General features: G+C 67.2%; 25 protein-coding genes. 13 read left to right on the forward strand and 12 right to left on the reverse strand.

The annotated features are described in order from the left end of the window. Nucleotides 1–63 precede the first annotated feature (63 nt). Together Q0480_RS06020 and secB are read left to right on the forward strand one after the other, a co-directional pair. The gene (locus tag Q0480_RS06020; RefSeq protein ID WP_299131480.1) at nucleotides 64–543 is read left to right on the forward strand and encodes an FxsA family protein; all 480 of its coding nucleotides are present in this window, start codon (nucleotides 64–66) and stop codon (nucleotides 541–543) included. Nucleotides 544–637: 94 nt separating this feature from the next. Beyond that, the gene (secB, locus tag Q0480_RS06025; protein ID WP_299131481.1) at nucleotides 638–1,114 is read left to right on the forward strand and encodes a protein-export chaperone SecB; all 477 of its coding nucleotides are present in this window, start codon (nucleotides 638–640) and stop codon (nucleotides 1,112–1,114) included. A gap of 5 nt (nucleotides 1,115–1,119) precedes the next feature. On the opposite strand, the gene dnaQ is transcribed toward secB, so the two are convergent. From dnaQ to Q0480_RS06045, 4 genes are read right to left on the reverse strand one after another with little or no spacing between them, the layout of a single operon-like run. Further along, nucleotides 1,120–1,803, reverse strand: coding sequence for a DNA polymerase III subunit epsilon (gene dnaQ / locus Q0480_RS06030; protein WP_299131482.1), 684 nt, complete (start codon nucleotides 1,801–1,803; stop codon nucleotides 1,120–1,122). Further along, complete coding sequence (coaE, locus tag Q0480_RS06035) at nucleotides 1,796–2,401, reverse strand: dephospho-CoA kinase (RefSeq protein ID WP_299131483.1); 606 nt, start codon at nucleotides 2,399–2,401, stop codon at nucleotides 1,796–1,798. Before coaE ends, dnaQ begins: the two co-directional genes overlap by 8 nt. After that, nucleotides 2,398–3,240: a shikimate dehydrogenase gene (locus tag Q0480_RS06040; RefSeq protein ID WP_299131484.1), complete on the reverse strand. Its 843-nt coding sequence runs from the start codon at nucleotides 3,238–3,240 to the stop codon at nucleotides 2,398–2,400. Before Q0480_RS06040 ends, coaE begins: the two co-directional genes overlap by 4 nt. Before the next feature lie 2 nt (nucleotides 3,241–3,242). Next, complete coding sequence (locus tag Q0480_RS06045; protein WP_366940825.1) at nucleotides 3,243–3,893, reverse strand: Maf family protein; 651 nt, start codon at nucleotides 3,891–3,893, stop codon at nucleotides 3,243–3,245. 518 nt (nucleotides 3,894–4,411) lie between these two features. On the opposite strand from Q0480_RS06045, the gene hemJ reads away from it, so the two are divergent. From hemJ to Q0480_RS06080, 7 genes are all read left to right on the forward strand, one after another. Next, nucleotides 4,412–4,867, forward strand: a complete 456-nt coding sequence (hemJ, locus tag Q0480_RS06050; RefSeq protein ID WP_299131486.1) for a protoporphyrinogen oxidase HemJ — start codon at nucleotides 4,412–4,414, stop codon at nucleotides 4,865–4,867. Nucleotides 4,868–4,988: 121 nt separating this feature from the next. Continuing rightward, the gene (rho, locus tag Q0480_RS06055; RefSeq protein ID WP_299131487.1) at nucleotides 4,989–6,272 is read left to right on the forward strand and encodes a transcription termination factor Rho; all 1,284 of its coding nucleotides are present in this window, start codon (nucleotides 4,989–4,991) and stop codon (nucleotides 6,270–6,272) included. A 28-nt stretch (nucleotides 6,273–6,300) separates the two neighbouring features. After that, entirely contained in the window at nucleotides 6,301–7,593 is a 1,293-nt protein-coding gene (gene mnmE / locus Q0480_RS06060; RefSeq protein WP_299131489.1) for a tRNA uridine-5-carboxymethylaminomethyl(34) synthesis GTPase MnmE, read from the forward strand. 4 nt (nucleotides 7,594–7,597) lie between these two features. Then, nucleotides 7,598–9,478, forward strand: coding sequence for a tRNA uridine-5-carboxymethylaminomethyl(34) synthesis enzyme MnmG (gene mnmG / locus Q0480_RS06065; protein WP_299131505.1), 1,881 nt, complete (start codon nucleotides 7,598–7,600; stop codon nucleotides 9,476–9,478). Further along, nucleotides 9,475–10,089, forward strand: a complete 615-nt coding sequence (gene rsmG, locus Q0480_RS06070) for a 16S rRNA (guanine(527)-N(7))-methyltransferase RsmG (protein ID WP_299131490.1) — start codon at nucleotides 9,475–9,477, stop codon at nucleotides 10,087–10,089. Before mnmG ends, rsmG begins: the two co-directional genes overlap by 4 nt. Before the next feature lie 4 nt (nucleotides 10,090–10,093). Further along, nucleotides 10,094–10,903 (forward strand): ParA family protein, encoded by an 810-nt coding sequence (locus tag Q0480_RS06075; protein WP_299131506.1) that lies wholly within the window; start codon nucleotides 10,094–10,096, stop codon nucleotides 10,901–10,903. Nucleotides 10,904–10,914: 11 nt separating this feature from the next. Then, the gene (locus Q0480_RS06080) at nucleotides 10,915–11,790 is read left to right on the forward strand and encodes a ParB/RepB/Spo0J family partition protein (protein WP_299131491.1); all 876 of its coding nucleotides are present in this window, start codon (nucleotides 10,915–10,917) and stop codon (nucleotides 11,788–11,790) included. Between the two features lie 40 nt (nucleotides 11,791–11,830). On the opposite strand, the gene hemW is transcribed toward Q0480_RS06080, so the two are convergent. From hemW to rph, 3 genes are read right to left on the reverse strand one after another with little or no spacing between them, the layout of a single operon-like run. Further along, on the reverse strand, nucleotides 11,831–12,997 hold the full coding sequence (hemW, locus tag Q0480_RS06085) for a radical SAM family heme chaperone HemW (protein ID WP_299131492.1): 1,167 nt from the start codon (nucleotides 12,995–12,997) through the stop codon (nucleotides 11,831–11,833). Between the two features lie 4 nt (nucleotides 12,998–13,001). Beyond that, nucleotides 13,002–13,613, reverse strand: a complete 612-nt coding sequence (locus Q0480_RS06090) for a non-canonical purine NTP pyrophosphatase (protein ID WP_299131493.1) — start codon at nucleotides 13,611–13,613, stop codon at nucleotides 13,002–13,004. Next, nucleotides 13,610–14,323: a ribonuclease PH gene (gene rph / locus Q0480_RS06095; RefSeq protein WP_299131494.1), complete on the reverse strand. Its 714-nt coding sequence runs from the start codon at nucleotides 14,321–14,323 to the stop codon at nucleotides 13,610–13,612. Before rph ends, Q0480_RS06090 begins: the two co-directional genes overlap by 4 nt. 244 nt (nucleotides 14,324–14,567) lie before the next feature. Between rph and Q0480_RS06100 the strand changes: the two genes are divergently transcribed. Further along, nucleotides 14,568–15,104, forward strand: coding sequence for a gluconokinase (locus Q0480_RS06100; protein ID WP_299131495.1), 537 nt, complete (start codon nucleotides 14,568–14,570; stop codon nucleotides 15,102–15,104). After that, on the forward strand, nucleotides 15,101–15,865 hold the full coding sequence (locus Q0480_RS06105; RefSeq protein ID WP_299131496.1) for an SDR family oxidoreductase: 765 nt from the start codon (nucleotides 15,101–15,103) through the stop codon (nucleotides 15,863–15,865). Before Q0480_RS06100 ends, Q0480_RS06105 begins: the two co-directional genes overlap by 4 nt. A 66-nt stretch (nucleotides 15,866–15,931) precedes the next feature. On the opposite strand, the gene Q0480_RS06110 is transcribed toward Q0480_RS06105, so the two are convergent. After that, nucleotides 15,932–16,405: a VOC family protein gene (locus tag Q0480_RS06110; protein WP_299131497.1), complete on the reverse strand. Its 474-nt coding sequence runs from the start codon at nucleotides 16,403–16,405 to the stop codon at nucleotides 15,932–15,934. 261 nt (nucleotides 16,406–16,666) lie between these two features. Here Q0480_RS06110 and hrcA point away from each other — a divergent pair, with 261 nt between their 5' ends. Then, the gene (gene hrcA / locus Q0480_RS06115; RefSeq protein WP_299131498.1) at nucleotides 16,667–17,710 is read left to right on the forward strand and encodes a heat-inducible transcriptional repressor HrcA; all 1,044 of its coding nucleotides are present in this window, start codon (nucleotides 16,667–16,669) and stop codon (nucleotides 17,708–17,710) included. Nucleotides 17,711–17,720: 10 nt separating this feature from the next. Continuing rightward, on the forward strand, nucleotides 17,721–18,308 hold the full coding sequence (gene grpE, locus Q0480_RS06120) for a nucleotide exchange factor GrpE (RefSeq protein WP_299131499.1): 588 nt from the start codon (nucleotides 17,721–17,723) through the stop codon (nucleotides 18,306–18,308). A gap of 329 nt (nucleotides 18,309–18,637) precedes the next feature. Here grpE and mutS read toward each other — a convergent pair whose 3' ends face one another. The 4 genes from mutS to Q0480_RS06140 all read right to left on the reverse strand — a co-directional run. Continuing rightward, nucleotides 18,638–21,289, reverse strand: coding sequence for a DNA mismatch repair protein MutS (gene mutS / locus Q0480_RS06125; protein ID WP_299131500.1), 2,652 nt, complete (start codon nucleotides 21,287–21,289; stop codon nucleotides 18,638–18,640). Between the two features lie 72 nt (nucleotides 21,290–21,361). Further along, nucleotides 21,362–21,769, reverse strand: coding sequence for a peptide-methionine (R)-S-oxide reductase MsrB (gene msrB / locus Q0480_RS06130; RefSeq protein ID WP_299131501.1), 408 nt, complete (start codon nucleotides 21,767–21,769; stop codon nucleotides 21,362–21,364). Nucleotides 21,770–21,840: 71 nt separating this feature from the next. After that, nucleotides 21,841–22,986, reverse strand: a complete 1,146-nt coding sequence (dnaJ, locus tag Q0480_RS06135) for a molecular chaperone DnaJ (protein WP_299131502.1) — start codon at nucleotides 22,984–22,986, stop codon at nucleotides 21,841–21,843. 92 nt (nucleotides 22,987–23,078) lie between these two features. After that, the coding region (locus tag Q0480_RS06140; RefSeq protein WP_299131503.1) for an Hsp70 family protein at nucleotides 23,079–23,827 on the reverse strand (749 nt) is incomplete at its 5' end.

Consider the following 23,827-nt stretch of genomic DNA (forward strand, 5'->3'; position numbering starts at 1 on the left):
AGGACTGCGACGCGCCAAGTCCATGCAAGGAGGCGCGGCGCGCTGCTGCGTGGGGCCCGACAAATGTGGATTCTTCCGACACTGATCCTTCTGCCGATGATCGAGATCGCGCTTTTCATCGTCGTTGGCGGCTGGATCGGATTGTGGCCGACGCTCGCCCTCGTCATCGCCTCCGCCGTCGGCGGGATGAGCGTGATCCGCGTCCAGGGCACACAGGCCCTGATGGGCCTGCGGCGGAACATGGAAGCCGGCGGCGATCCGCGCGATCAGCTCGCGCATGGCGCCTTGATCCTGGTCGCCGGGATCCTGCTGCTCATCCCCGGCTTTCTGACCGACGCGATCGCGATCCTGCTCCTGATCCCGCCGATACGGGCCTGGGTCATCGGCCGCGGCGCGGCGCGAATGACGGTCAAGGCCACCCGCTTCGGACGCACGGCGCCACCGCGCCAGCCGCCGGGAACCATCGACGCCGAGTATGAGGTGATCGAGGACACGGCGCCCCGCCGCCCCGGCAACTCGGGCTGGACCCGGCCGGACGGCTGAGCCGATCCCGCAGCGCGCGGCCGCGTTGTGGCCCGCGGCCGGCCATGCTAGACGGCGACCCGATCCATCCGGGGCGCTGACGAGGAGCCGAACCATGGTTGACGAAGCGAACGGCGCGGCTCCCGCGCCCAAGTTGCAGATTCTGACGCAATATATCCGCGACCTGTCGTTCGAGAACATCGCCGCCCAGAAGGGCGTCGCCGCCGAGGGCAAGCCCGAGCTGACCATCCAGGTCAATATCGACGCGCAGCTGCGCGGCGAGGACCGCTACGAGGTCATCCTGAAGCTGAAGGTCGACAACAAGATCGATGTGGCGCCGGTCTTCATTCTCGAGATCGACTACGCTGGCCTGTTTCTGATCCAGAACGTGCCGCAGGACCAGATCCATCCGCTGCTGATGATCGAATGCCCGCGGCTCATCTTCCCGTTCCTGCGGCGCGTCGTCAGCGACGTGACCCGAGATGGTGGCTATCCGCCGATCAATCTCGAAGTGATCGACTTTCTCGGGCTCTATCGCAGCGAAATCGCCCGCCGTCAGGCCGAAACGGCGAGCCCCCCGCTGCAGGCCTGAGCGCGTCAGTCGCGCGCCCACAGGGCCGCGGGGCCGAGGTCGGCGACGAGATCGGCGTGTGCCGCGGCCTCCGCTTCGGTCAGCCGCGGCGGCAGTGGGCGCGGGCGCGCCGGCGCCACCCAATCGAGGCTGATCGCGGCGTCCGCGGTCGCCGTCATGGTGAGCGACAGGTCGGGCTGGCGCCCGCCGATCAGCTCCAGATAGACTTCCGCCAGCAACTCGGAATCGAGCAGCGCGCCGTGTTTCTCGCGCGACGAATTGTCGATGCCAAACCGCCGGCAGAGTGCGTCGAGCGTGCTCGGCGCTCCGGGGAAGCGCCGTTTCGCCAGATCGAGCGTATCGACCGCCCGGGTTTCCGCCAGCCGTGTTCGCCCGACCCAGCCAAGTTCGGCGTTCAGGAACTTCATGTCGAACCTGGCATTGTGGATGACGAGCTTCGCATCGCCGACGAACGCCAGGAACTCATCGACGATTGCCGCGAACACCGGCTTGTCGGCAAGGAATTCCGTGCCGAGGCCGTGGATGGCGAAAGCTTCGGCCGGCATGGCCCGCTCCGGGTTGACATAGGCATGGAACACCCGCCCCGTGGGCAGGTGGTTCAGAAGCTCGACCGCGCCGATCTCGACGACGCGATCGCCGGTCAGCGGATCGAACCCCGTCGTCTCGGTATCGAGCACGATCTCACGCATGGCGCATCTCCGTCAGCTCCGCGATCAGGGCCGTCACCCTGGTCCGCGCCGCCTCGATACCGGCGCCGGTGTCGAGGATATGGTCGGCACGGCGCCGCTTCTCGGCGTCCGGTACCTGCCGGGCAAGGATATGCTCGAAGGCTTCCGTCGTCATTCCCGGCCGGGCGAGGACGCGGGCGCGCTGAACCTCGGGTGAGGCGGTCACCACGAGAACCGCGTCGACGCCGATTTCTGCCCCGGTTTCATACAGCAGGGGAATATCGCAGAGAACCAGCGCCGCGCCGGCATGCTCGGCCAGAAACGCCGCCCGGTCCTCGGTGACCAGCGGATGGACCCGCGCCTCGATCCGGGGCAGCAGGGTCTCGTCGCGCAGGATCGCCGCGCGCAGGCGATCGCGATCGACGCGGCCGCCGATCACGGCGCCGGGTGCCAGCTCCCGCAGGGCGTCGGCGGCGCCGCCGCCCTCGGCATAGAGTTGGTGAACCGCCCGGTCCGCGTCCCACACAGGAATTCCGGCCTCGCGAAACAGGTTCGCCGTGGTCGATTTCCCCATGCCAATCGAACCGGTCAGGCCAAGAATGAACGGCCGTTCGCTCATGCGCCGAGCACCGCGCGGCGCAGATCCTCGTCCACCGCCGGCTTCGTCCCGAACCAGCGCTCGAAGCCCGGTGCCGCCTGATGCAGCAGCATCCCGAGCCCATCGACCGCCGTCAGCCCGCGCCGCCGGGCGGCGCGCAGCAGCGGCGTTTCCAGCGGAACATAGACGATATCGTTGACCACGGCGTCGGCCGGCGCGGCGTCGAGCTGGACATCGAGATCCGCCTGTCCCGCCATGCCGAGAACCGTCGTGTTCACGATGGTTCGCGCCCCATCCATCGCCGCGCTCGCGAAGCCCCAGTCAACCACCGTCAGCCGCCCGGCGAAATGATCGGCCAGCCGGTCCGCGCGGTCGCGTGTTCGGTTGGCAATCCTGACCTCGGGACAGCCTTCCTCGATCAATCCGGCGACGATCGCCCGCGCGGCGCCACCGGCGCCAAGCACCAGAGCCGGCCCCGCGGTCGCGGACCAGCCCGGGGCGCCCTGACGCAGGTTCGCCAGAAACCCGTGAACGTCGGTATTGTCGGCGTGGAGTCCCCCGTCGGGCAGGAATGTCAGCGTATTCGCCGCCCCCACCCGCGCGGCGCGCGGCGTGATCTCGCTCGCCAGCGCCAGCGCCGCCTCCTTGTGCGGGACCGTCACGTTCGCGCCGACGAAACCGACCGTGCGCAGCGCCCGCAGCCCTTCGGCGAAAGTCTCCGGCGCCAACGCGACGGGGACATAGAACCCGCCGATCCCGTAGCGCCGCAGCCAATGACCATGCAGGATCGGCGAGCGCGAATGGCTGATCGGCCAGCCGATGACCCCGGCCAGGGGCGGCCCCGCGTGTTTCCCCTCCACGCTCATTCCCGGCACAGGCCCCGGGTGCGCAGGAAGCCAAGCACCTCGAGCAGCGGCAGGCCGAGGACCGAGAAATAATCCCCCTGAACCCGCGTGAAGAGCTGCGCGCCGCCCGCTTCGAGCCGATAGGCGCCGACGGTGTCGAGCAGCGCGTCGCCCTGCCCGGCGATATAGTCGTCGAGAAATCCGTCGCTGAACGGTCGCGCCATCATCTGGGCCCTGCCGACATGCCGCCAGACCGGTGCCCCCAGTTCGTAGATCACGGCGGCCGACAGGAGCTCGTGGGTCTTTCCCCGCAGAAACGCCAGATGCTCACGCGCCTCGGCGAGATCCTGCGGCTTGTCGAGCATGCGTCCTTCGCAGACCAGCACCTGATCCGCGCCCAGAACGACACGACCGGGTTCCCGCGCCGAGACGCGCCGCGCCTTGAATTCGGCCAATGTGTCGGCGACGTCGCGCGCCGCGGCGCCTTCCGCCGCCATCCCTGCCTTGACCGCCGTCTCGTCGACAAGGGCCGGCGCGATTTCGATCTCGACACCGGCCTGGCGCAACAGGTCCGCCCGGCTTCTGGAGCGCGACGCGAGAATCAGCGGCGATGTCATTTCAGACCCAGAAGCCTCGCGAACCAGACGGGCCGCCGTTTTCGCGCGCATTCACCCGCGGCGCAAGGGTTCCGGACGCTGCGTTCGTGCCAGATTTCTCGGGACGGATCGGTGGATAAGTCGGGTAAATCACGCTTGAGACTTTCGTGAACCGGGAACGTCGCCTGAACCGCGACCTTTACCCTTCTTCAATCCACAGGCCGGGCCTCCGCGTTGTTAGGAATTCGGATGCTTGGGATAACTCGAAACAGACCCCCGATTCAGGCTTGCCGCTGCGCAGGACGCGCATGTGAATCATCGTCGAGTCGCAAGATAGCCAATTGTTTTTGCTATATAAATTTCTCATGTTCTCAACCAATGGTTGTGTTGCGGGCGCGGGTAGAATTTTTCAAAACCTGTGGAAAACTATGTGGGAAGATTCTTCCATTCGTTAATCCCCGTAATTCCCCGGCCATCCTTCTTCACCAATTATAAAGATTCAGATCCGTCTGAGAGTGGTCCGGGCCCGGGGTTGCGCGACAGGACCCGCGTGCTACGAACTTCCAAGCCCGAGTTGATGGAGATGGCTGGTGCGCGAGATTCTGTCGGCCGTTTATCCCTGGACCAAGGTCTTGCATATCGTCTCGATGGTCGCCTGGATGGCCGGGCTCTTCTATCTGCCGCGGCTCTTCGTCTATCACGCGGAGAAGGCGCCACCGGGAACCGAGACTTCGGAGCTGTTCAAGGTCATGGAACGCAGGTTGCTGCGGGCGATCATGAATCCGGCGATGTTCGGGACCTGGATCTTCGGCGGCATGCTGCTCCTGACTCCGGGCATCATAGACTGGCGGCACGATTTCTGGATTTACCCGAAGCTGTCGGCGGTTGGCCTGCTCACCTGGTTCCACCATTGGCTGGGGCGACGACGCAAGGACTTCAAGGCGGATCGCAATCTGGTGTCGGGACGGCACTATCGCATGATGAACGAAATTCCGACCCTGTCGCTCCTGCTGATCGTCACCATGGTCGTGGTCAGGCCGTTCTGAGAGGTAAAGAAGATTTGACTCCCCCCGAATCTTGTGACAAGGGATTCCGAAAGCGACGCGTTTTCGCGTGCTCGCCCTCCCCCCATCTTTTCCCATCCCCGAGGAATGTCTGATTACTCCGATGGATTTATCTTCTGATTTCCAACAGCTTTCGCTCGCCGACCTGAAAGCCAAGAGCCCCGCCGATCTCCTGACCCTCGCCGAGGAGCTCGAGATCGAGAATGCGTCGAACATGCGCAAGGGCGACATGATGTTCGCCATCCTGAAGGACATGGCCGAGGAAGGCGTCGAGATTTCCGGCGACGGCGTGCTCGAGGTGCTGCAGGACGGCTTCGGCTTCCTGCGCTCGCCGGAAGCCAACTATCTCGCCGGCCCGGACGACATCTATGTCAGTCCGAACCAGATCCGGCGCTTCAGCCTGCGCACCGGCGACACTGTCGAAGGCGTGATCCGCGCACCCAAGGAAGGTGAGCGCTATTTCGGGCTGGTGAAGGTCTCCCGCATCAATTTCGAGGATCCGGAAAAGGCCAGGCACAAGGTCCATTTCGACAATCTGACCCCGCTCTATCCGGATGAGCGTCTGAAGCTCGAGATCGAGGATCCGACGATCAAGGACCGCACGGCGCGGATCATCGATCTGGTCGCCCCGATCGGCAAGGGTCAGCGCGGCCTGATCGTGGCGCCACCGCGGTCGGGCAAGACGGTCATCCTGCAGAACATCGCGGCGTCGATCGAGAAGAACCATCCCGAATGCTTCCTGATCGTGCTGCTCGTCGACGAGCGGCCGGAAGAAGTCACCGACATGCAGCGCTCGGTGAAGGGTGAGGTGATCGCCTCGACCTTCGACGAACCGGCGACGCGTCACGTGGCGGTGGCCGAGATGGTCATCGAGAAGGCAAAGCGCCTGGTCGAGCACAAGCGGGACGTTGTGATCCTGCTCGATTCCATCACCCGTCTGGGGCGGGCATACAATACGGTGGTGCCGTCTTCCGGCAAGGTGCTGACCGGTGGCGTCGATGCCAACGCGCTGCAGCGGCCGAAAAGGTTCTTCGGCGCCGCGCGCAACATCGAGGAGGGCGGGTCGCTGACCATCATCGCCACCGCGCTGATCGATACCGGCAGCCGGATGGACGAGGTGATCTTCGAGGAGTTCAAGGGCACCGGCAATTCGGAGATCGTGCTCGACCGCAAGATCGCGGACAAGCGTGTATTCCCGGCGATCGATATCCTGAAATCCGGAACCCGGAAAGAAGAGCTTCTGGTTGAGAAGAACGATCTTACCAAGATGTTCATCTTGCGGCGTATCCTGAACCCGATGGGCACAACGGATGCCATCGAATTCTTGATCGGAAAGCTGAAGCAGACCAAGTCAAACTCCGAGTTCTTCGACTCGATGAATAGCTAGCTGATCCAGATTTCGAATTACTGTCGGAATGCTTGACACGATCTTTGCTCAGGCCAGCGCGCCGGGTCGGTCGGCCGTTGCGATCATCCGGATTTCCGGGGTTTCCGCCTTCGCGGCGCTGGAGCTGCTCGCCGGCGCGCGGCCGCCGGATCGGCTGGCAAGCGTCCGGTGGATCCGCGATCCGCGGGATGGATCGCGGATCGATCAAGCGTTGATCCTCTGCTTTCCCGGCCCGGGCAGTTTCACCGGCGAGGACGTGGTCGAACTGCAGACCCACGGTAGTCCGGCGGTGGTTCGCGCGCTGTTGGGGGCGCTCGCGCGATTGCCCAACGTGCGGGCGGCGGAGCCGGGGGAATTCACGCGGCGGGCGCTGATGAACGCGCGTCTCGATCTCGCGCAGGTCGAGGGACTCGGCGACTTGCTGGCGGCGGAGACCGCCGCCCAGATGCGCCAGGCGACGACGCTGATGAGCGGTGTCTTTTCCAGACGCGCCGGGGGATGGCGGGATGCCTTGGTCGGCGCCATGGCACTGGTCGAGGCGTCGATCGACTTCTCCGATGAAGACCTCCCGGATGATCTGTTGGAGCCGGCCGAGGCGATGCTCCGCGACGTGCTTCGGGATCTGCGGGCGGAACTGAATGGTACGGCCGCGGCGAAGCGGCTCCGCGAAGGGTTCGAGGTCGCGTTGGTCGGCGCGCCGAATGTGGGAAAGTCCACGCTTCTGAACGCCATTGCCGGAAGAGACGTGGCGATCACCTCGGAACGCGCGGGGACGACACGGGATGTGCTTGAGGTTCGCCTCGATCTTGGCGGCCTTCCGGTGACGATGCTGGACATGGCGGGGATGCGCGCCGCCGATGATGAGATCGAGCGCATCGGCGTCGATCGGGCAGTTGGGCGCGCCACGATGGCGGACATGCGGATCTTTCTGGTCGAGAAGGGCGGAAGCATTCCACCCGGCGTGGAGAGGCTTCCGGGGGACATCGTCCTCCGCGCCAAGGCGGATCTCGATGACGTGCGCGGGGACGGTGTGTCGGGTCTGACCGGCGCCGGTGTGAGCGATCTGTTGGATCGCGTGGCGGAGGAGCTTGGGCGTCGCGCGGAGGGAGCGAGTTCCACATCGCATATTCGACAGGAAGGGGCGATCGGGGCCGCCGCCACCGCGATCGAAGCGGCGATGGCGAGACTCGCGGGATCGGAGGTCGATTTCCTCGCCGAGGATTTGCGGTCGGCGCTGCGCAGCCTTGATTTTCTTGTCGGCCGCGTGGATGTAGAAGCGATTCTTGATGTGATCTTCCGCGACTTCTGCCTGGGCAAGTGAGGGGCTGTTTCACGTGAAACATGGCGACTATGACGTGATCGTCGTTGGTGGTGGCCACGCCGGTACCGAAGCGGCGCTCGTCGCGGCCCGGATGGGGGCGCGCGCGCTGCTCGTCACGCATCGGTTTGATCGGATTGGGGAAATGTCGTGCAATCCGGCCATTGGCGGGCTGGGGAAGGGTCATATCGTTCGGGAAATTGACGCGCTTGACGGAGTAATGGGTCGATCAGCGGACGCGGCCGGGATCCAGTTCCGCCTTCTGAACAGAAAGAAGGGCCCGGCCGCTCAGGGACCAAGAACGCAGGCCGACCGGGCGCTGTATCGTCGGGCGGTCCAGGAGTACGTGCGGGCGACGATCAATCTGGAGGTGATGGAATGCGAAGTCACGGACCTGATTGAAGAATGCGGACAGGTTCGCGGGGTTCGTGCTTCCGGCGACCTGGAAGTGCGATCACGCACGGTGGTGATCACGACCGGAACATTCCTGCGCGGCCAGATCCATCTGGGTGAGGAGTCCTGGTCGGCTGGTCGGGCGGGCGATCCGGCGGCGGAGCGCCTTGCGCGTCGCATCGCGGATTTCGGTCTTCCGCTCGGGCGCCTCAAGACGGGGACCCCGCCGCGGCTCGCGCGGGATTCAATCGATTGGTCGGTTCTCGAGGCTCAACACGGGGACGAGGATGCGACCATGCTGTCGTTTCTCTCGGTCGGGCCCGAGGTTCGACAGGTGACTTGCGGCATCACCCACACCAACGAGCGTGTGCACGAGATCATTCGGGCGAATCTCCACCGCTCGCCGGTCTATGGCGGGCGGATCGCCGGCAGTGGGCCCCGATACTGCCCTTCGATCGAGGACAAGATTGTCCGGTTCGCGGAGAAGTCGTCGCACCAGATCTTTCTCGAACCGGAGGGGCTGGATTCCGACACCGTCTATCCGAACGGAATTTCGACGTCGCTTCCGGCGGAGGTCCAGCTGGCGCTGGTTCGGTCCATGCAAGGCCTTGAGAACGCGGCAATTTCGCGTCCAGGCTATGCGATCGAGTACGATTACGTCGATCCGCGGGCGCTCGATTCCAGCCTCGCGGTCAAGGCGCTTCCCGGGCTCTACCTCGCGGGCCAGATCAACGGTACGACGGGATACGAGGAGGCCGCGGGTCAGGGTCTCGTCGCCGGGATCAACGCCACGCGCCGTGCGAGGGGTGAGGCGCCGATCATCCTTCCGCGGTCAAATTCGATCATCGGGGTGATGATCGACGATCTCGTCACCAAGGGTGTGACGGAGCCCTATCGGATGTTTACCTCCCGGGCCGAGTATCGATTGCACCTGCGCGCCGACAATGCTGACCAGAGATTGACCCCGCTCGGGATCGACATTGGCTGTGTCGGCGAGAGGCGGACGGCCATGTTTCTCAATAAAGTCAAGGATTTGGGTGCGGCGGAGCGAGCCATGGGGTCGATTTCGGTATCACCGGAGGAAGCATCCGCGATCGGAATAGAGGTCAGCCCGGACGGGGTGCGGCGCTCGGCGCTCGACCTGTTTGGCTTTGCCGGCGGGACGGCGGCGGGACTCATGGCGGCCTTTCCAGTTCTCGCGGATCACGATCCTGCCTTGATCGAACAGCTTCGCAAGCAAGCGCTTTATGAGCCCTATCTTGCACAGCAACGGTCCCAAATCGCGCAATTGGAGCGGGACGAAGCTGTTCCGCTGCCGGAGACGTTTGACTACACGGTCATGCCGGGCCTCTCGAACGAGCTTCGTGCAAAGCTCGCACTGATCCGCCCCGGCACGCTTGGGCAGGCAGGCCGGATCGAGGGTATGAACGCCGCCACACTCGCGCTTCTGCTGGTGCGGGTGCGGCAGGCCGAGGCCGCGCGCAAGGCGTCATGAGCGCGCCGGAGACACTGGCGGGGCTCGATGTTTCACGTGAAACATTGGAGCGGCTGACCATCTATCACGACCTCCTCAGGAAATGGAACGCGAAGATCAATCTCGTGTCCCGCGCCTCGCTCGAAGGAGCCTGGACGCGCCATTTCGCGGATTCGCTGCAGCTTCTCGATCTCGCGCCCCCGCGTGCCGATCGACGAAGCTGGGTTGATCTCGGAGCGGGCGCCGGATTTCCCGGGCTCGTCGTCGCGATCGCGCGGCCGGATGTCCGCGTCCTGCTTGTCGAGAGCGACGCGCGCAAGGTCGCCTTCCTCCGAGCCGTTGCGACCGCGACCGGCGTGAGCCCGATCATCCACGAAGCACGCATCGAAGCACTGCCGGGCCTTGATGCCGATATCCTTTCGGCCAGGGCGCTGGCCCCACTTGCGAAGCTTCTCGCATATGCGGAAAAACACCGTGCCCCAACGGGTATTTGCTTGTTTCCCAAGGGCGGCACGGTGCATAAGGAGATCGCCGACGCGGAACGGCAATGGCGCTTCGAATACCGCGTTCACCCCAGCCGCACCGATCCCGAAGCGGCGATCGTCGAAATTGGAGCCTTGGCCCGTGCTTGAACCTATGCGCGACCCGCAAGCCAAGCCGCATATCCTCGCCATCGCCAATCAGAAGGGCGGAGTCGGCAAGACGACGACGGCGATCAATCTTGGAACGGCCCTCGCGGCCCTCGGGCACCGCGTGCTCCTGATCGATCTCGATCCGCAGGGAAACGCCTCCACCGGCCTCGGGGTCCCGTCGGCGGAGCGTGATTTCACCTCCTACGACCTCCTGTTCGACAAGGACGAACCGGTGCAGGCGACGGAAACGCTTGTCCCCAATCTCCGGCTGATCCCCGCCACGTCGGATCTGAGTTCGGCCGATGTCGACATGGTCGCCGACCCGCGTCGTCTCCACAAGATGGAGGATGCGTTGGGGGCGAATGTCATCGACCTCGTGCTTCAGGACTATATCCTGATCGATTGCCCGCCGTCGCTGAACCTCCTCACCATCAACGCGCTGGTCGCCGCTGATTCCGTCCTGGTGCCGTTGCAGTGTGAGTTCTTCGCGCTGGAAGGCCTTTCCCAGCTCATGCGGACCGTCCAGAGCGTGCGCGCCACCTCCAATCACCGGCTCCGCATACAAGGTATTGTGTTGACAATGTTCGATCGCCGCAACAACTTGTCTGGACAGGTCGCGGCGGACGTGCGCGAGACACTTGGGACGCTGGTCTATGACACGATCATTCCGCGGAACGTCCGGCTCAGCGAAGCGCCGTCGCATGCCATGCCGGCGCTGATCTACGATCACGCCAGTTCGGGCAGCGTGGCCTATCAGAAACTCGCGGGGGAATTGCTCGCCCGCATGGGCGGCCAGGCCGTCGAGCCGGCTTGAAGGGGATGGCCATGGAGAAAAAGGGTCTGGGCCGCGGTCTTTCCGCCCTCCTCGCCGATATTGCCCAGCCGGAGGAGCCTGCGCGTCCCGCCAGCGCCGGATCCGGAGCCCGACAGATCCCGATCGAGCAGGTTCATCCGAATCCGAACCAGCCCCGCCGGGACTTCGACGACAAGCATCTGCAGGACCTCGCGGCTTCGATCCGCGAAAAGGGCATCATCCAGCCGCTTATCCTGCGGCCGCGTCCCGGCAACCCGACTGAATACGAGATCGTCGCCGGCGAGCGCCGCTGGCGCGCCGCGCAGCTCGCCGCCGTGCATGAATTGCCCGCGGTCATCCGCGAGCTGGACGACACCGAGGTTCTGGAAGTCGCGATCATCGAGAATATCCAGCGCGCCGATCTCAACGCGGTCGAGGAGGCGCTCGGCTATCGGCAGTTGATGGACCGTTTCGGCCATACGCAGGAACGCCTCGCCGAGGCGCTCGGCAAGAGCCGTAGCCATATCGCGAACTTGCTGCGCCTGCTCACATTGCCGGAGCCGGTCATCGACCTGCTGCGCACCGGCCGGCTCAGCGCCGGCCACGCCCGCGCGCTGGTCACGGCGACCAATCCGGAAGCCCTCGCCCGTCAGGTGATCGACCGCGATCTCTCGGTGCGGCAGACCGAGCAACTCGCCCGCGCCGCGGCCTCGCCGGTCGTCGAGCGGGGCGCGGCGCGTCCGGCGGCGAAGGACGCGGACACAAGGGCGCTGGAGGAGGATCTGACCGCGAATCTCCGGTTGAAGGTCAGCATCGAGCACAAGCCCGGCCGTCATTCCGGTGAAGTTCGTATCCGGTACGGCAATCTGGAAGAGCTCGACGGTCTCTGCCAACTGCTCCAGCGCTGAGGGGGTAGTTCAGTACCTCAAGCTGCACGGCCGAGACTATCTACCGAACCAGAACCTTGAGCACGTGGTTCAGCACCGGCCGACCCGCCGCCGTCGCACGCAGGCTGCTTCCGTGCCGCTCGATCAGGCCGTGCGCCGTCAGCTCCCCGACCGCGCCGGCGTCGAGCTCCGCCCCGGACAGAGCGCGATACCGCCCGAGATCGATCCCCTCGCGCAACCGCAATCCCATCAGCAGCATCTCGATCGCGCGATCTTCCACCGCCACGATCTCCCGGTTCGAATTTCCGCCGTCGCCGCGCTCGACCGCCACCAGCCAGTCTTCCGGTCGCGACGTCGTCTCGGTCGCCCAGCGGACGCCGCCAATCGTCAGCCGCCCATGCGCCCCCGGCCCGACGCCCGCGTAATCTCCCGACCGCCAATAGGTGAGATTGTGCCGCCCCTCGGCCCCCGGCCGCGCATGGTTCGAGATCTCGTAGGCGGGCATACCCGCCGCGCCGCAAATCTCCTGCGTCGCAAGATAGAGGTCCGCGCCCAGGTCGGCGTCGGGCAATCCGCGCAACCGGCCGCGCGCCGCGAGATCGCCGAACCGTGTGCCGGCTTCGATCGTCAGCTGGTAGAGCGACAGGTGATCCGCCGCCATGCGCAGCGCCTCGCCCAGTTCCGCCTCCCAGGCGGCGAGGCTCTGACCCTGCCGCGCATAGATGAGGTCGAAGCTCACGCGGTCAAACAGGCTCCGCGCCAGGTCGAACGCCGCCCGCGCCTCGGCCACGCTGTGCATCCGGCCGAGCGCCCGCAGATCGGTGTCGTTCAGCGCCTGAATGCCGATGGAGATCCGGTTGACGCCCGCGTCGCGATAGCCGCGGAACCGGCCGGCCTCGACCGAGGTCGGATTGGCCTCGAGTGTGATTTCGCAGCGCTCCGCCAGTGTCCAGGCCGCGCCGATCGTCCCGATCACCTCCGCCACCGTCTCCGGCGGCATCAGGCTCGGCGTTCCGCCGCCGAAAAAGATGCTGGTGACCGCGCGGCCGGGTACCTCCCGCGCCACCGCCCGAAGCTCGGCGACCAAAGCGGCGCGCCAGCGGTCCTGATCGACGCCGGCGCGGACATGGCTGTTGAAATCGCAATAGGGGCATTTCGCCAGGCAGAAAGGCCAGTGGACATAGACGCCGAATCCGCCCGCCCGCCAATCCTCGGCGCGTGCCGCCATCGCGTCAGGCAAAGCAGGCGGCGACCAGCTTGGCGAAGGCATGCGCCCGATGACTGACACGGTTCTTCTCGCCCGGATCCATCTCGGCGAACGTCAGGGCGGATCCCGCCAGCTCGAACATCGGATCGTAGCCGTGGCCGCCGACGCCGCGCACCGGCCAGACGCACCTGCCCTCGGCGCGGCCGTCGAAAACCTCGTCATGGCCGTCGGGCCAGGCCAGCACCAGCAGGCAGCGAAACCGCGCGGTCCAGGGTTCCGCCGCGCCGGTCCGGATCAACTCCGCCCGCGTCCGGCGCATGGCGAGATCGAAATCGCGGCCGTTCGGGGTCTCCGCCCAATCCGCCGTATAGACCCCGGGCGCGCCATCCAGCGCATCGACCTCGATCCCGCTGTCATCGGCGAGCGCCGGCAGGCCGCTCGACTTCGCCGCCGCGTGCGCCTTGATCCGCGCATTGCCGACGAAGGTCGTCTCGGTCTCCGCCGGCTCGGCGAGCCCGAGCGCCTTCGCCGAGAGAATCTCGACCGGATAGGCGGCGAGCAGCGCCCGGATCTCGTCCAGCTTGCCGAGGTTGTGGGTCGCCACCACCAGTCGCGGCTCGGCGAACCGGCGGCTCACGCGATGGCCGCCCGCTGCGCCGCGACGAGTTCTCCCACACCCTTCTCGGCGAGATCCAGCAGTTCGCCCAGTTGCGCGCGCGTGAAGGTCGCGCCTTCGGCGCTGCCCTGCACCTCGATCAGCCCGAGCGTCCCGGTCATCACGAAATTCGCATCCGTCCCGGCCACGCTGTCCTCGGCATAGTCGAGATCGAGGATCGCCTGCCCGCCATAGATGCCGCAGCTGACCGCCGCGACATGCGCGGTCAGCGGATCGCTCTTGATGTCCCCGGCCTTCAGGAGCTTGTTCACGGCCAGCCGCAGCGCGACCCAGCCGCCGGTGATCGAGGCGCAGCGCGTGCCGCCGTCCGCCTGGATCACGTCGCAATCGACGGTGATCTGCCGTTCCCCAAGTGCCACCCGATCGACGCCGGCGCGCAAAGATCGGCCGATCAGCCGCTGGATCTCCTGTGTGCGGCCCGACTGCTTGCCCGCGGTGGCCTCGCGCCGGTTGCGGGACGTGGTCGCCCGCGGCAGCATTCCGTATTCGGCCGTGACCCAGCCGAGCCCGGTCTTGCGCAGGAACGGCGGCACGGTCTCCTCGAGGCTGGCGGTACAGAGCACGTGCGTCTCGCCCATCCGGATCAGGCAGGAGCCTTCCGCGTGGCGCGAAACGTTCGGCTCGATGCTGATGGAGCGCGTGGCGTCGATGGCGCGGCCGGACGGACGCATGGGCAGTCTCCTTCGTTTCAAGCGCGCAGGGCCGCCACATATCCCGCGCATCCGCCGCCGTCCAGCGCGGCGGTCACCCCGTTCGTCGAAGGCGGCGCTTGACACCATCGCCGCCCTCGCCAAGGGGAGAAGACAATCAACCGTGGGTGACCTCATCCACCCGGGCACAAGGGAGGCTTACCCGCCATGTTCGAGGGCCGCGCGCACCATCACCCGTCCGACCTCACCCATGCCGGGGCCGATGATGTCTGACGGGCGCCGCGCGATCGTGGTGATGGGGGTTTCCGGCTGCGGCAAGACCTCGGTCGGCGCGGGCCTGGCCGCCCATCTCGGCGCGCCCTTCGTCGAAGGCGATGCGCTGCATCCGGCGGCCAATGTCGCGAAGATGACCTCCGGCTCCCCCCTGACCGACGCCGACCGCTGGCCCTGGCTTTCGGCGATCGCCGCCCGCGTCGCCGTGGAGCCGGAACGGGTCATCGTGGTTTCCTGCTCCGCCCTCAAGCGCGCCTATCGCGACCTGCTGCGCGCCGAGGCCGGTCGGCCGGTCGGCTTTCTCTATCTCCATGGGTCGGAGGCGATGCTGGCCGAGCGGATGAACGCGCGCCAAGGCCATTTCATGCCGCCCGCGCTGCTGACCAGCCAGCTCGCGACGCTCGAGGATCCGCGCGGCGAGTCCGGCGTCGTCACCGTCGAGATCGGCGGCGCACTCGAAACGGTGGTCGCCGCCGCGATCGCCGCGGCGCAAGTCTTCGTTGAACCTTCGGGGAGTGCCCGCCCGTGACCTTCCCGCTTTTCGATCTGTCCGGCCGCCGCGCCCTCATCACCGGTTCGGGCCAGGGGATCGGCCTCGCTCTCGCCGAGGGGCTCGCCGCCCATGGCGCCGAGGTGATCCTGAACGGCCGCGGCCCGGCGCGGGTCGCGGCCGCCGCCGAGGCGCTGCGCGCCCGCGGCCATCGCGCCGGCGCGTCGTCCTTCGACGTGACGGATCCCGCCGCCGTGGCCGAGGCCGTCGCCGTGCTGGAGGCGGAGGGCCCGATCGATATTCTCGTCAATAACGCCGGCATCCAGCACCGCGCCCCGCTCGAGGATTTCCCCATCGAGCGCTGGCGCGCGCTGATCGAGACCAATGTCTCAAGCCTGTTCTACGTTGGCCAGACGGTGGCGCGCGGCATGATCGCCCGCGGCCGCGGCAAGATCATCAATATCGCCTCGGTGCAAAGCGAGCTCGCCCGCCCCGGCATCGCCCCCTATACCGCCGCCAAGGGCGCGGTCCGCAACCTTACCCGAGGCATGGCCGCCGACTGGGCGCGGCATGGCCTCCAGGTGAATGCCATCGCGCCGGGCTATTTCCGCACACCGCTCAACCGGGCGCTGGTCGAGGATCCCGACTTTTCCGCCTGGCTCGCGCAGCGTACACCCGCCGGGCGCTGGGGCGAGGTCGCCGAGCTGGTCGGCGCCGCCGTCTTCCTCGCCGGCGATGCTTCCTCCTTCGTGAACGGCCACACGCTTTTCGTCGACGGCGGGATCACCACCAGTCTTTGACGGTTCCCGAAGCGCGCCCGGGCAGGAAACCGCCGATCCTGAACGGAGGGCTTCCGCCGCGGCGGCTCACCCGCGCCGCGCCGCCTCGATGGCCGCGACGTCGATCTTCCGCATGGTCATCATGGCTTCGAACGCGCGTCTCGCCTCCTCGCCCCCTACGGCGAGGGCGTCGGTCAGCACGCGGGGCGTGATCTGCCACGAAATTCCCCACTTGTCCTTGCACCAACCGCAGGCGCTCTCCGCGCCACCGTTGTCGACGATGGCGTTCCAGTAGCGGTCGGTCTCCTCCTGATCATCGGTGGCGATCTGGAACGAGAAGGCTTCGGTGTGCTTGAACATCGGCCCGCCATTGAGGCCGAGACAGGGGATGCCCGCGACCGTGAATTCGACCGTCAGCACGTCGCCCTTCTTGCCCGAGGGATAGTCGCTGGGCGCGCGGTGCACGGCCTTGACCTCGCTGTCGGGGAAGGTCTCCGCGTAAAAATGGGCGGCTCCCTCGGCGTCCTTGTCGTACCAGACGCAGATCATGTTCTTTGCCATTGCGTGCTCCCTCTCGTGCTACGTCCCTGGGCCTGGTGCCATCTTGTTGCCCGATATTGTAGTCGCGCTCGGCTCCACGTCGAGTCCAGGCCCCGAAACCCGCCGCCGGAAGGTCGTCAGGACGCGGCCGAGCCGGATGCGACCACCCTCCGACTTCGGCGCAGGTGAATTGACCGCCGGCCACCGGCTGACCTAGAGTTCGGCGCGCTCCCCGAGGTTGTCCGATTGCCCGCACCGCCGATTCCGTCCCCTCTCTCGGAAATGAGCGACCGCGGCCGCGAGGTCTTCCGACGGCTTGTCGAGGCCTATCTCGAAACCGGCGAGCCCGTCGGCTCCCGCACGTTGTCGCGCAGCATCAGCGAAGCCGTCTCGCCCGCGACCATCCGCAACGTCATGCAGGATCTCGAGCTGCTCGGCCTGCTCGACAGCCCGCATGCCTCCGCCGGCCGGGTCCCGACGCAGCTCGGCCTTCGCCTCTTCGTCGACGGGATCCTCGAAGTCGGCGACGTAGGCTCGAGCGAGCGCGCGGAGATCGAACGCTCGCTCGGCGGCGACGAGCCCGACATGACCGCGATCCTCGACCGCGCGGGCGAGATGCTGTCCGGCCTCACGCATGGCGCCAGCCTGGTGCTCGCACCGAAGACCGAGGCGCCGATCCGTCATATCGAGTTCGTGTCGCTCGGTCCCGATCGGGCGCTGGTCGTGCTCGTTACCGCCGACGGTCAGGTCGAGAACCGGGTGTTCCAGCCGCCGCTCGGCCTCACGCCCTCGGCCATGCGGTCGGCCGCGAACTTCCTCAACGCGATTCTGCAGGGCCGCACCCTGCGCGAGATGCGCGGCGTGGTCACGACCGAGATCGCCAAGCGGCGGGCGGAACTGGATCAGTTGTCGGCCAGCCTCGTCGAGGGCGGAACCGCCATCTGGGCCGCCGACGGCGACATGACGCGCGACCGGCTGATCGTGCGCGGCCGGGCCAACCTGCTCGAAGGCACCGAGGACGCGGCGCAGCTCGAACGCATCCGCGGCCTGTTCGACGACCTGGAACGCAAGCGCGACCTCTCGCAGCTTCTGGAGCTGACCGAGGGCGGCGAAGGGGTACGGGTCTTCATCGGTTCGGAGAACAAGCTTTTCTCACTTTCGGGTTCCTCTTTGGTGGTCTCTCCCTATATGAATGCGGACCGCAGGATCATCGGGGCGGTGGGTGTGATCGGACCGACCCGGCTGAACTACGGCCGGATCGTTCCGATCGTTGACTATACCGCGCAATTGGTCGGTCGGCTGGTCTCCCGCCGCGGCCAAGGCTAGGACGAGTTTAATGGCTAAAGACAAGAACAAGCACGATCTGGAGGAGCAGTTCCTCGACGATCCGGAGATCGAATTCGAGGACGACGAGGATCTCAGCGACGAGGCCGTGGAGGCCGACGAGAATGCCGCGCTGCGGGTCGAGGTCGCCGAGCTGAAGGACCGCGTGCTGCGCGCCCTGGCCGATGCCGAGAACATGCGCAAGCGCGCCGAGCGCGACCGCCGCGACGCCGAGGTCTATGGTGCCACCCGCCTCGCCCGCGACCTCTTGTCCGTGCAGGACAATTTCGCCCGCGCGCTGGAGAATGTGACGCAGGAGGTGCGCGACGCGGCGCCGGGCCTGATCGAGGGGATCGAGCTGACCCATCGGGATCTGCTCTCGGCCTTCGAGAAGCACAAGATCAACCGGATCAGCCCGGAGGCCGGCGACCGGTTCGATCCCAAGCTGCATCAGGCGATGTTCGAGGCGCCGGTGCCGAACACCAAGGCCGGCGACATCATCCAGGTGATGAACATCGGTTTCACCATCGGCGACCGCCTGTTGCGCCCCGCGCAGGTCGGCGTCTCCTCGGGTGGTCCGACGATCCCGAAACCGGAATAAAGGTCCGCGGGAGCGAGAGCCGCCCGGGCGGAACCGGGCCGCCCGCTCCGGCCTGTCCTCCAGCACGACGATTGAGCTTGCCGGTCTCGACCGTCGGCGAGACCGGCCGCGGACGCCCCTCCCGAGGGGTGTCCGCGAGCGGCCACCCAGAGGCGCCCCCGTCCGTACTTCGAGGTCCGGCGCTTCCCCACGCCCTATCGCCTCCGGCCCTCCGGGCCTGCAGCGATCAGCCCGGCCGAGACAGTGTCTCGGCTTTGTCGGGCCTGTGCCTCGCGTGCCCGCGGCACGCTTGGTCGGGAAGCCAACGGGATGGGCCGTTGGATATTGCTCTACCCGGGCGCCAGCAATCCCCGCAGCTCGTAGACCAGTTCCAGCGCCGCGCGCGGCGTGAGCTCGTCCGGATGGGCGGCGCGCAGGCGGTCCTCCACGGCCGACGGTGCCGGCGTGCTCGCCGGCGCCCGGGCCGCGAGGCTGAACAGCGGCAGGTCATCGACCAGCGCCTTCGCCTTGCCGCCGCTTTCCCGCTCGCCGCGCTCCAGCGCCTCCAGCACCACTTTCGCGCGCTCGATCACGGCGGGCGGCAGGCCGGCCAGCCGTGCGACCTGCACGCCATAGGATCGGTCAGCCGCGCCCTCGCGCACCTCGTGCAGGAAGATCACCTCGCCCTGCCATTCACGGACCGCCGCCGTCGCGTTGCGCAAGCCGCGCAGGTTCGCGGCGAGCGCGGTCAGCTCGTGATAATGCGTGGCAAAGAGCGCGCGGCACCGGTTCACGTCATGCAGATGCTCCAGCACCGCCCAGGCGATCGACAGGCCGTCATAGGTCGCGGTCCCCCGGCCGATCTCGTCGAGAACGACCAGTGCCCGCGGCCCCGCCTGGTTCAGGATCGCCGCCGTCTCCACCATCTCGACCATGAAGGTCGAGCGTCCGCGCGCCAGATCGTCCGCCGCGCCGACCCGGCTGAAGAGCTGGTCCACGATGCCGATCCGCGCCCGCGCCGCCGGCACATAGGCGCCCATCTGCGCGAGCAGTGCGATCACCGCGTTCTGGCGCAGGAAGGTCGACTTGCCGGCCATGTTCGGCCCGGTCATCAGCCAGATCGGCCGCGCCTCCGCGCCGTCCGCGCCGAGGTCGCAATCGTTGGCGACGAAGGCGCCGCCCGCCCGCCGCAGCGCCGCCTCGACCACCGGATGCCGGCCGGCCACCACTTCGAACGCCCGACTCTCCTCGATCTCCGGCGCCGTCCAGTCGAACCCGAGCGCCAGATCGGCCAGCGCGCTCCCAAGGTCGATCTCCGCCAGCGCCCGCGCCGCCGCCGCCACCGGGCCAGATCGTCCGAGCACCGCGCCGCGCAGCCGCTCGAAGATCCGCCGCTCGAGATCGAGCGCGTGACCGCCGGCGTTCAGGATTTTTGTCTCGATCTCGGCCAGCGGCAGGGTGGTGAAACGCACCGCGTTCGCCGTCGTCTGCCGGTGGATGAAGGTGGCGTTGAGCGGTGGGGTCCGCATCTTCTCGGCGTGGGTCGCCGGCGTCTCGATGAAATAGCCGAGCACATTGTTGTGCCGCACCTTGAGCGCGCCGATACCGCTCAACCGGACATATTCCGCCTGCAGGGCCGCGACCACCTCGCGACCCTCGTCGCGCAGCCGGCGGGTCTCGTCGAGTTCCGCCGCATAGCCCGCCGCGACGAAGCCGCCGTCGCGGGTCAGCAGCGGCGGCTCGGCCACCAGCGCGGCGCCGAGCAGCTCGCTCAGCTCCTCGTGCCCCGCCAGCGCGTCGCGAGCCTCGGCCAGAACATTCGGCACCTCGCCGGAGAGCAGCTGGCGCAGCCGCTCGGCCTGCGCCAGCCCGTCGCGGATCACTGCCAGATCGCGCGGACCGCCCCGGTCGAGCGCGAGCCGCGACAGCGCGCGTTCGAGATCGGGCACCCGGCGCAGCGCGTCGCGCGTCGCGCGTCCCCGCTCCGGTGTCTCGACGAACCAGGCGACCGCGGCCTGCCGCGCCCGGATCAGGCGCGCGTCGGTCGAGGGCGCGCCGATCCGCGCCTCGAGCAGTCGCGCGCCGCCGCCCGTCGCCGTGCGGTCGATCACGGCGAGCAGCGACCCCTCGCGCCCGCCCGACAACGCCCGCGTCAGTTCGAGGTTGCGCCGGGTCGCCGCGTCGATCCGCATCACCCCGCCGACCGTCTCGCGGGTCGGTGACAGCAGCAGGGGCAGCCGGCCCTTCTGCGTCAGTTCCAGATAGTCGAGGATCGCGCCGAGCGCGCCGGTCTCCGCCCGTTCGAAGGCGCCGAACCCGTCGAGCGAGGCGACACCATAGACCGCGCCGACCCGCCGCTCGCCGGCCGCGGAATCAAAGCTCGCCGCCGCGAGTGGCGTCGCGACCGCGCCGGCCTCGGCGATCAGGTCGCGGAGGTCGTTCTCCATCGCCTCGGGCACCAGTACCTCGCGTGGGCCGAGCCGCGCCAGCATCGGCCCGAGCCCCGTCCGGTCGCAGGCCGCCACCGTCACCTCGCCGGTCGAGATATCGACCCAGGCAAAACCTCCCGCGCCCCGAACCTCGCCATAGGCCGCGAGATAATTGTGCCGCCGCGCCTCCAGCAAGCTGTCCTCGGTCAGCGTGCCGGGCGTTACCAGCCGGATCACCTCGCGTCGCACCACAGATTTCGCGCCGCGCTTCCTGGCCTCGGCCGGATCCTCCATCTGTTCGCAGACCGCGACGCGGAAGCCCTTGCGGATCAGGGAGAGCAGATAGCCTTCCGCCGCGTGCACCGGGACACCGCACATCGGGATGTCCTGGCCGAGATGCTGGCCGCGCTTGGTCAGCGCGATGTCGAGCGCGGCGCTCGCCGCCTCGGCGTCGGCGAAGAACATCTCGTAGAAATCGCCCATCCTGTAGAACAGCAGCGCGTCCGGATGGTCCGCCTTAATGGCGTGATATTGCGCCATCATCGGCGAGGCGGTCGGAGCATCGTCAGTCACGGGGGGTCCCCTCTCGGGGCCCCGTTTAGCCGCCGAGCCCCGCCCCTCACAAGGGGGCGCCGCGGGCCGCCGTCACACGGGGTGGAAATCCAGCGCCACGCCGTTGATGCAGTAGCGCAGGCCCGTCGGGGGCGGACCGTCGGGGAACACATGGCCGAGATGGCTGCCGCAGGTCGCGCAATGCACCTCGGTCCGGACCATGCCGAACGAGCGGTCGGAGGTGGTCTCGACCGCCCCCTCGACCGGCGTGTTGAAGCTCGGCCAGCCGGTGCCGCTCTCGAACTTCACGCGTCCGTCGAACACGGCCTCGCCGCAGCCGGCGCAGGCGAAGACCCCCGGCCGCTTCTCGACGAGAAGCGCGCAGCTGCCCGGACGCTCCGTCCCGTGGTCGCGCATCACCGCGTACTGCTCCGGCGTCAGGAGCTCGCGCCACTCCGCTTCGCTCCGCGTCACCTTGTAGGCCTTGGCCTCCGTGCTCATCGCAAAACCCTCCCGAAAATCCGCTCCCGGGATCTTGTCCTTGGAGCCGCCTTCGCCAAGCGGCCCGAGGCTCAGCCTTTCATCCCATCCCAGAAGCTCTTCACCCGGCTGAAGAAGTCCTGCGTTTCCGGGTTGTTGTCCTTGCCCGCCTCCTCGAACTCCCGCAGGAGCTCGCGCTGCCGGTTCGACAGGTTGACCGGCGTCTCGACCGCGAGCTCGATATAGAGATCGCCCGCCCCGGCCGCCCGCAAGGCCGGCATGCCCTTGCCGCGCAACCGCAGCTGCTTGCCCGACTGCACGCCCGCCGGCACCTTGACCCGGGTCCGGCCGCCGTCGAGCGTCGGCGCGTCGATCTCGCCGCCGAGCGCGGCGGTCGTCATGCTGACCGGAATGCGGCAGAAGAGATTCTGGTTCTCGCGCTCGAAGATCGGATGGGCATCGACCTCGATGAAGATATAGAGATCCCCCGCCGGGCCGCCGCGCAGGCCCGCCTCGCCCTCGCCGGCCAGCCGGATCCGCGTGCCGGTCTCGACTCCCGCCGGGATGCTGACATTGAGCTGGCGGTCCTTGCGCACCCGGCCGGCGCCGGCGCAGGATTTGCAGGGGTTCTTGATGATCTGGCCGCGGCCGGCGCAGGTGGGACAGGTGCGCTCGACCGTGAAGAAGCCCTGTTGCGCCCGTACCTTGCCCTGGCCGGAGCAGGTGGGGCAGGTCGAAGGCTCCGCCCCGCCCTCGGCGCCGGTGCCGTGGCAGATGTCGCAGGCCGCGCTGCCCGGCACGCTGATCGTCGCCTGCTTGCCGTGGAACGCCTCTTCCAGATTGAGCTTGAGATTGTAGCGCAGGTCCGAGCCGCGGCTCGCCCGCTGGCCGCGGCCGCCGCGCCCTTGAGCGCCGCCCATGAAATCGCCGAACAGGTCGTCGAACACGTCCGAGAAGGCCGAAGCGAAATCCGCGCCGCCCGCGCCCTGCCGGAAGCCAGCGCCGCCGCCGGTCTCGAAGGCGGCGTGGCCATGGCGGTCGTAGGCGGCCTTCTTCTGGCCGTCGCGCAGCACGTCGTAGGCTTCGTTGATTTCCTTGAAATGACCCTCGGCCTTGGGGTCGTGCCGATTGCGGTCGGGATGATGGTCCATCGCCTTCCTGCGATAGGCCTTCTTGATTTCCGCTTCCGACGCGTCCTTGCCGACACCCAAAAGATCATAGTAGTCGCGTTTGGCCATGGGCGAACACTGTCCCTAACAGCCGACCCCTAAAACAGCGGAATGGCCCGCCCGGGTCGGGGGCAGGCCATCCATTCTCGATCGCGTCGCGCTCAGGACTTCTTGTCGTCCCCGAGATCCTCGAAATCGGCGTCGACGATGTCGTCGTCCTGGTTCGGCGCCGCGCCACCCTCGGCCTTGGCGCTCTCCTCGGACTGAGCCTTGTAGATCGCCTCGCCCAGCTTCATCGCGGCCTCGGTCAGGTCCTGGCTGCGGGCGCGGATCTTCTCGGCATTGCCGTTTTCCATCGCCTCTTTCAGGGTCTTGATCGAGAGTTCGATCACCTCGATCGTCGTCGGATCGACCTTGTCGCCATGTTCGGCCACCGACTTTTCGGTGCCATGAATCAGGCTTTCCGCCTGATTCTTCGCCTCGACCAGCTCGCGCCGCTCCTTGTCGCTCTCGGCATTCTCCTCGGCTTCGCGCACCATCTTCTCGATGTCGGCGTCGCTGAGGCCACCCGAAGCCTGGATGGTGATCTTCTGTTCCTTGCTGGTGCCCTTGTCCTTGGCGCTGACGGAGACGATGCCGTTGGCGTCGATGTCGAAGGTCACCTCGATCTGCGGGATGCCGCGCGGGGCCGGTGGGATCTGCTCGAGGTTGAACTGGCCGAGCATCTTGTTGTCGGCCGCCATCTCGCGCTCGCCCTGGAAGACCCGGATCGTCACCGCGTTCTGGTTGTCCTCGGCGGTGGAGAAGATCTGGCCCTTCTTGGTCGGGATCGTGGTGTTGCGGTCGATGAGCCGGGTGAACACGCCGCCCAGCGTCTCGATGCCGAGCGACAGCGGCGTCACGTCGAGCA

The organism is uncultured Amaricoccus sp., from assembly GCF_937891315.1.
Lineage (GTDB): Bacteria > Pseudomonadota > Alphaproteobacteria > Rhodobacterales > Rhodobacteraceae > Amaricoccus.

Coding starts and splice junctions, on each gene's coding strand:
- Q0480_RS06020 (WP_299131480.1), top strand. CDS start 64: ATGTGGATTCTTCCGACACTGATCCTTCTGCCGATGATCGAGATCGCG.
- secB (WP_299131481.1), top strand. CDS start 638: ATGGTTGACGAAGCGAACGGCGCGGCTCCCGCGCCCAAGTTGCAGATT.
- dnaQ (WP_299131482.1), bottom strand. CDS start 1,803: ATGCGTGAGATCGTGCTCGATACCGAGACGACGGGGTTCGATCCGCTG.
- coaE (WP_299131483.1), bottom strand. CDS start 2,401: ATGAGCGAACGGCCGTTCATTCTTGGCCTGACCGGTTCGATTGGCATG.
- Q0480_RS06045 (WP_366940825.1), bottom strand. CDS start 3,893: ATGCGCGCGAAAACGGCGGCCCGTCTGGTTCGCGAGGCTTCTGGGTCT.
- rho (WP_299131487.1), top strand. CDS start 4,989: ATGGATTTATCTTCTGATTTCCAACAGCTTTCGCTCGCCGACCTGAAA.
- mnmE (WP_299131489.1), top strand. CDS start 6,301: ATGCTTGACACGATCTTTGCTCAGGCCAGCGCGCCGGGTCGGTCGGCC.
- rsmG (WP_299131490.1), top strand. CDS start 9,475: ATGAGCGCGCCGGAGACACTGGCGGGGCTCGATGTTTCACGTGAAACA.
- Q0480_RS06075 (WP_299131506.1), top strand. CDS start 10,094: ATGCGCGACCCGCAAGCCAAGCCGCATATCCTCGCCATCGCCAATCAG.
- Q0480_RS06080 (WP_299131491.1), top strand. CDS start 10,915: ATGGAGAAAAAGGGTCTGGGCCGCGGTCTTTCCGCCCTCCTCGCCGAT.
- hemW (WP_299131492.1), bottom strand. CDS start 12,997: ATGGCGGCACGCGCCGAGGATTGGCGGGCGGGCGGATTCGGCGTCTAT.
- rph (WP_299131494.1), bottom strand. CDS start 14,323: ATGCGTCCGTCCGGCCGCGCCATCGACGCCACGCGCTCCATCAGCATC.
- Q0480_RS06100 (WP_299131495.1), top strand. CDS start 14,568: ATGTCTGACGGGCGCCGCGCGATCGTGGTGATGGGGGTTTCCGGCTGC.
- Q0480_RS06110 (WP_299131497.1), bottom strand. CDS start 16,405: ATGGCAAAGAACATGATCTGCGTCTGGTACGACAAGGACGCCGAGGGA.
- hrcA (WP_299131498.1), top strand. CDS start 16,667: ATGAGCGACCGCGGCCGCGAGGTCTTCCGACGGCTTGTCGAGGCCTAT.
- grpE (WP_299131499.1), top strand. CDS start 17,721: ATGGCTAAAGACAAGAACAAGCACGATCTGGAGGAGCAGTTCCTCGAC.
- msrB (WP_299131501.1), bottom strand. CDS start 21,769: ATGAGCACGGAGGCCAAGGCCTACAAGGTGACGCGGAGCGAAGCGGAG.
- dnaJ (WP_299131502.1), bottom strand. CDS start 22,986: ATGGCCAAACGCGACTACTATGATCTTTTGGGTGTCGGCAAGGACGCG.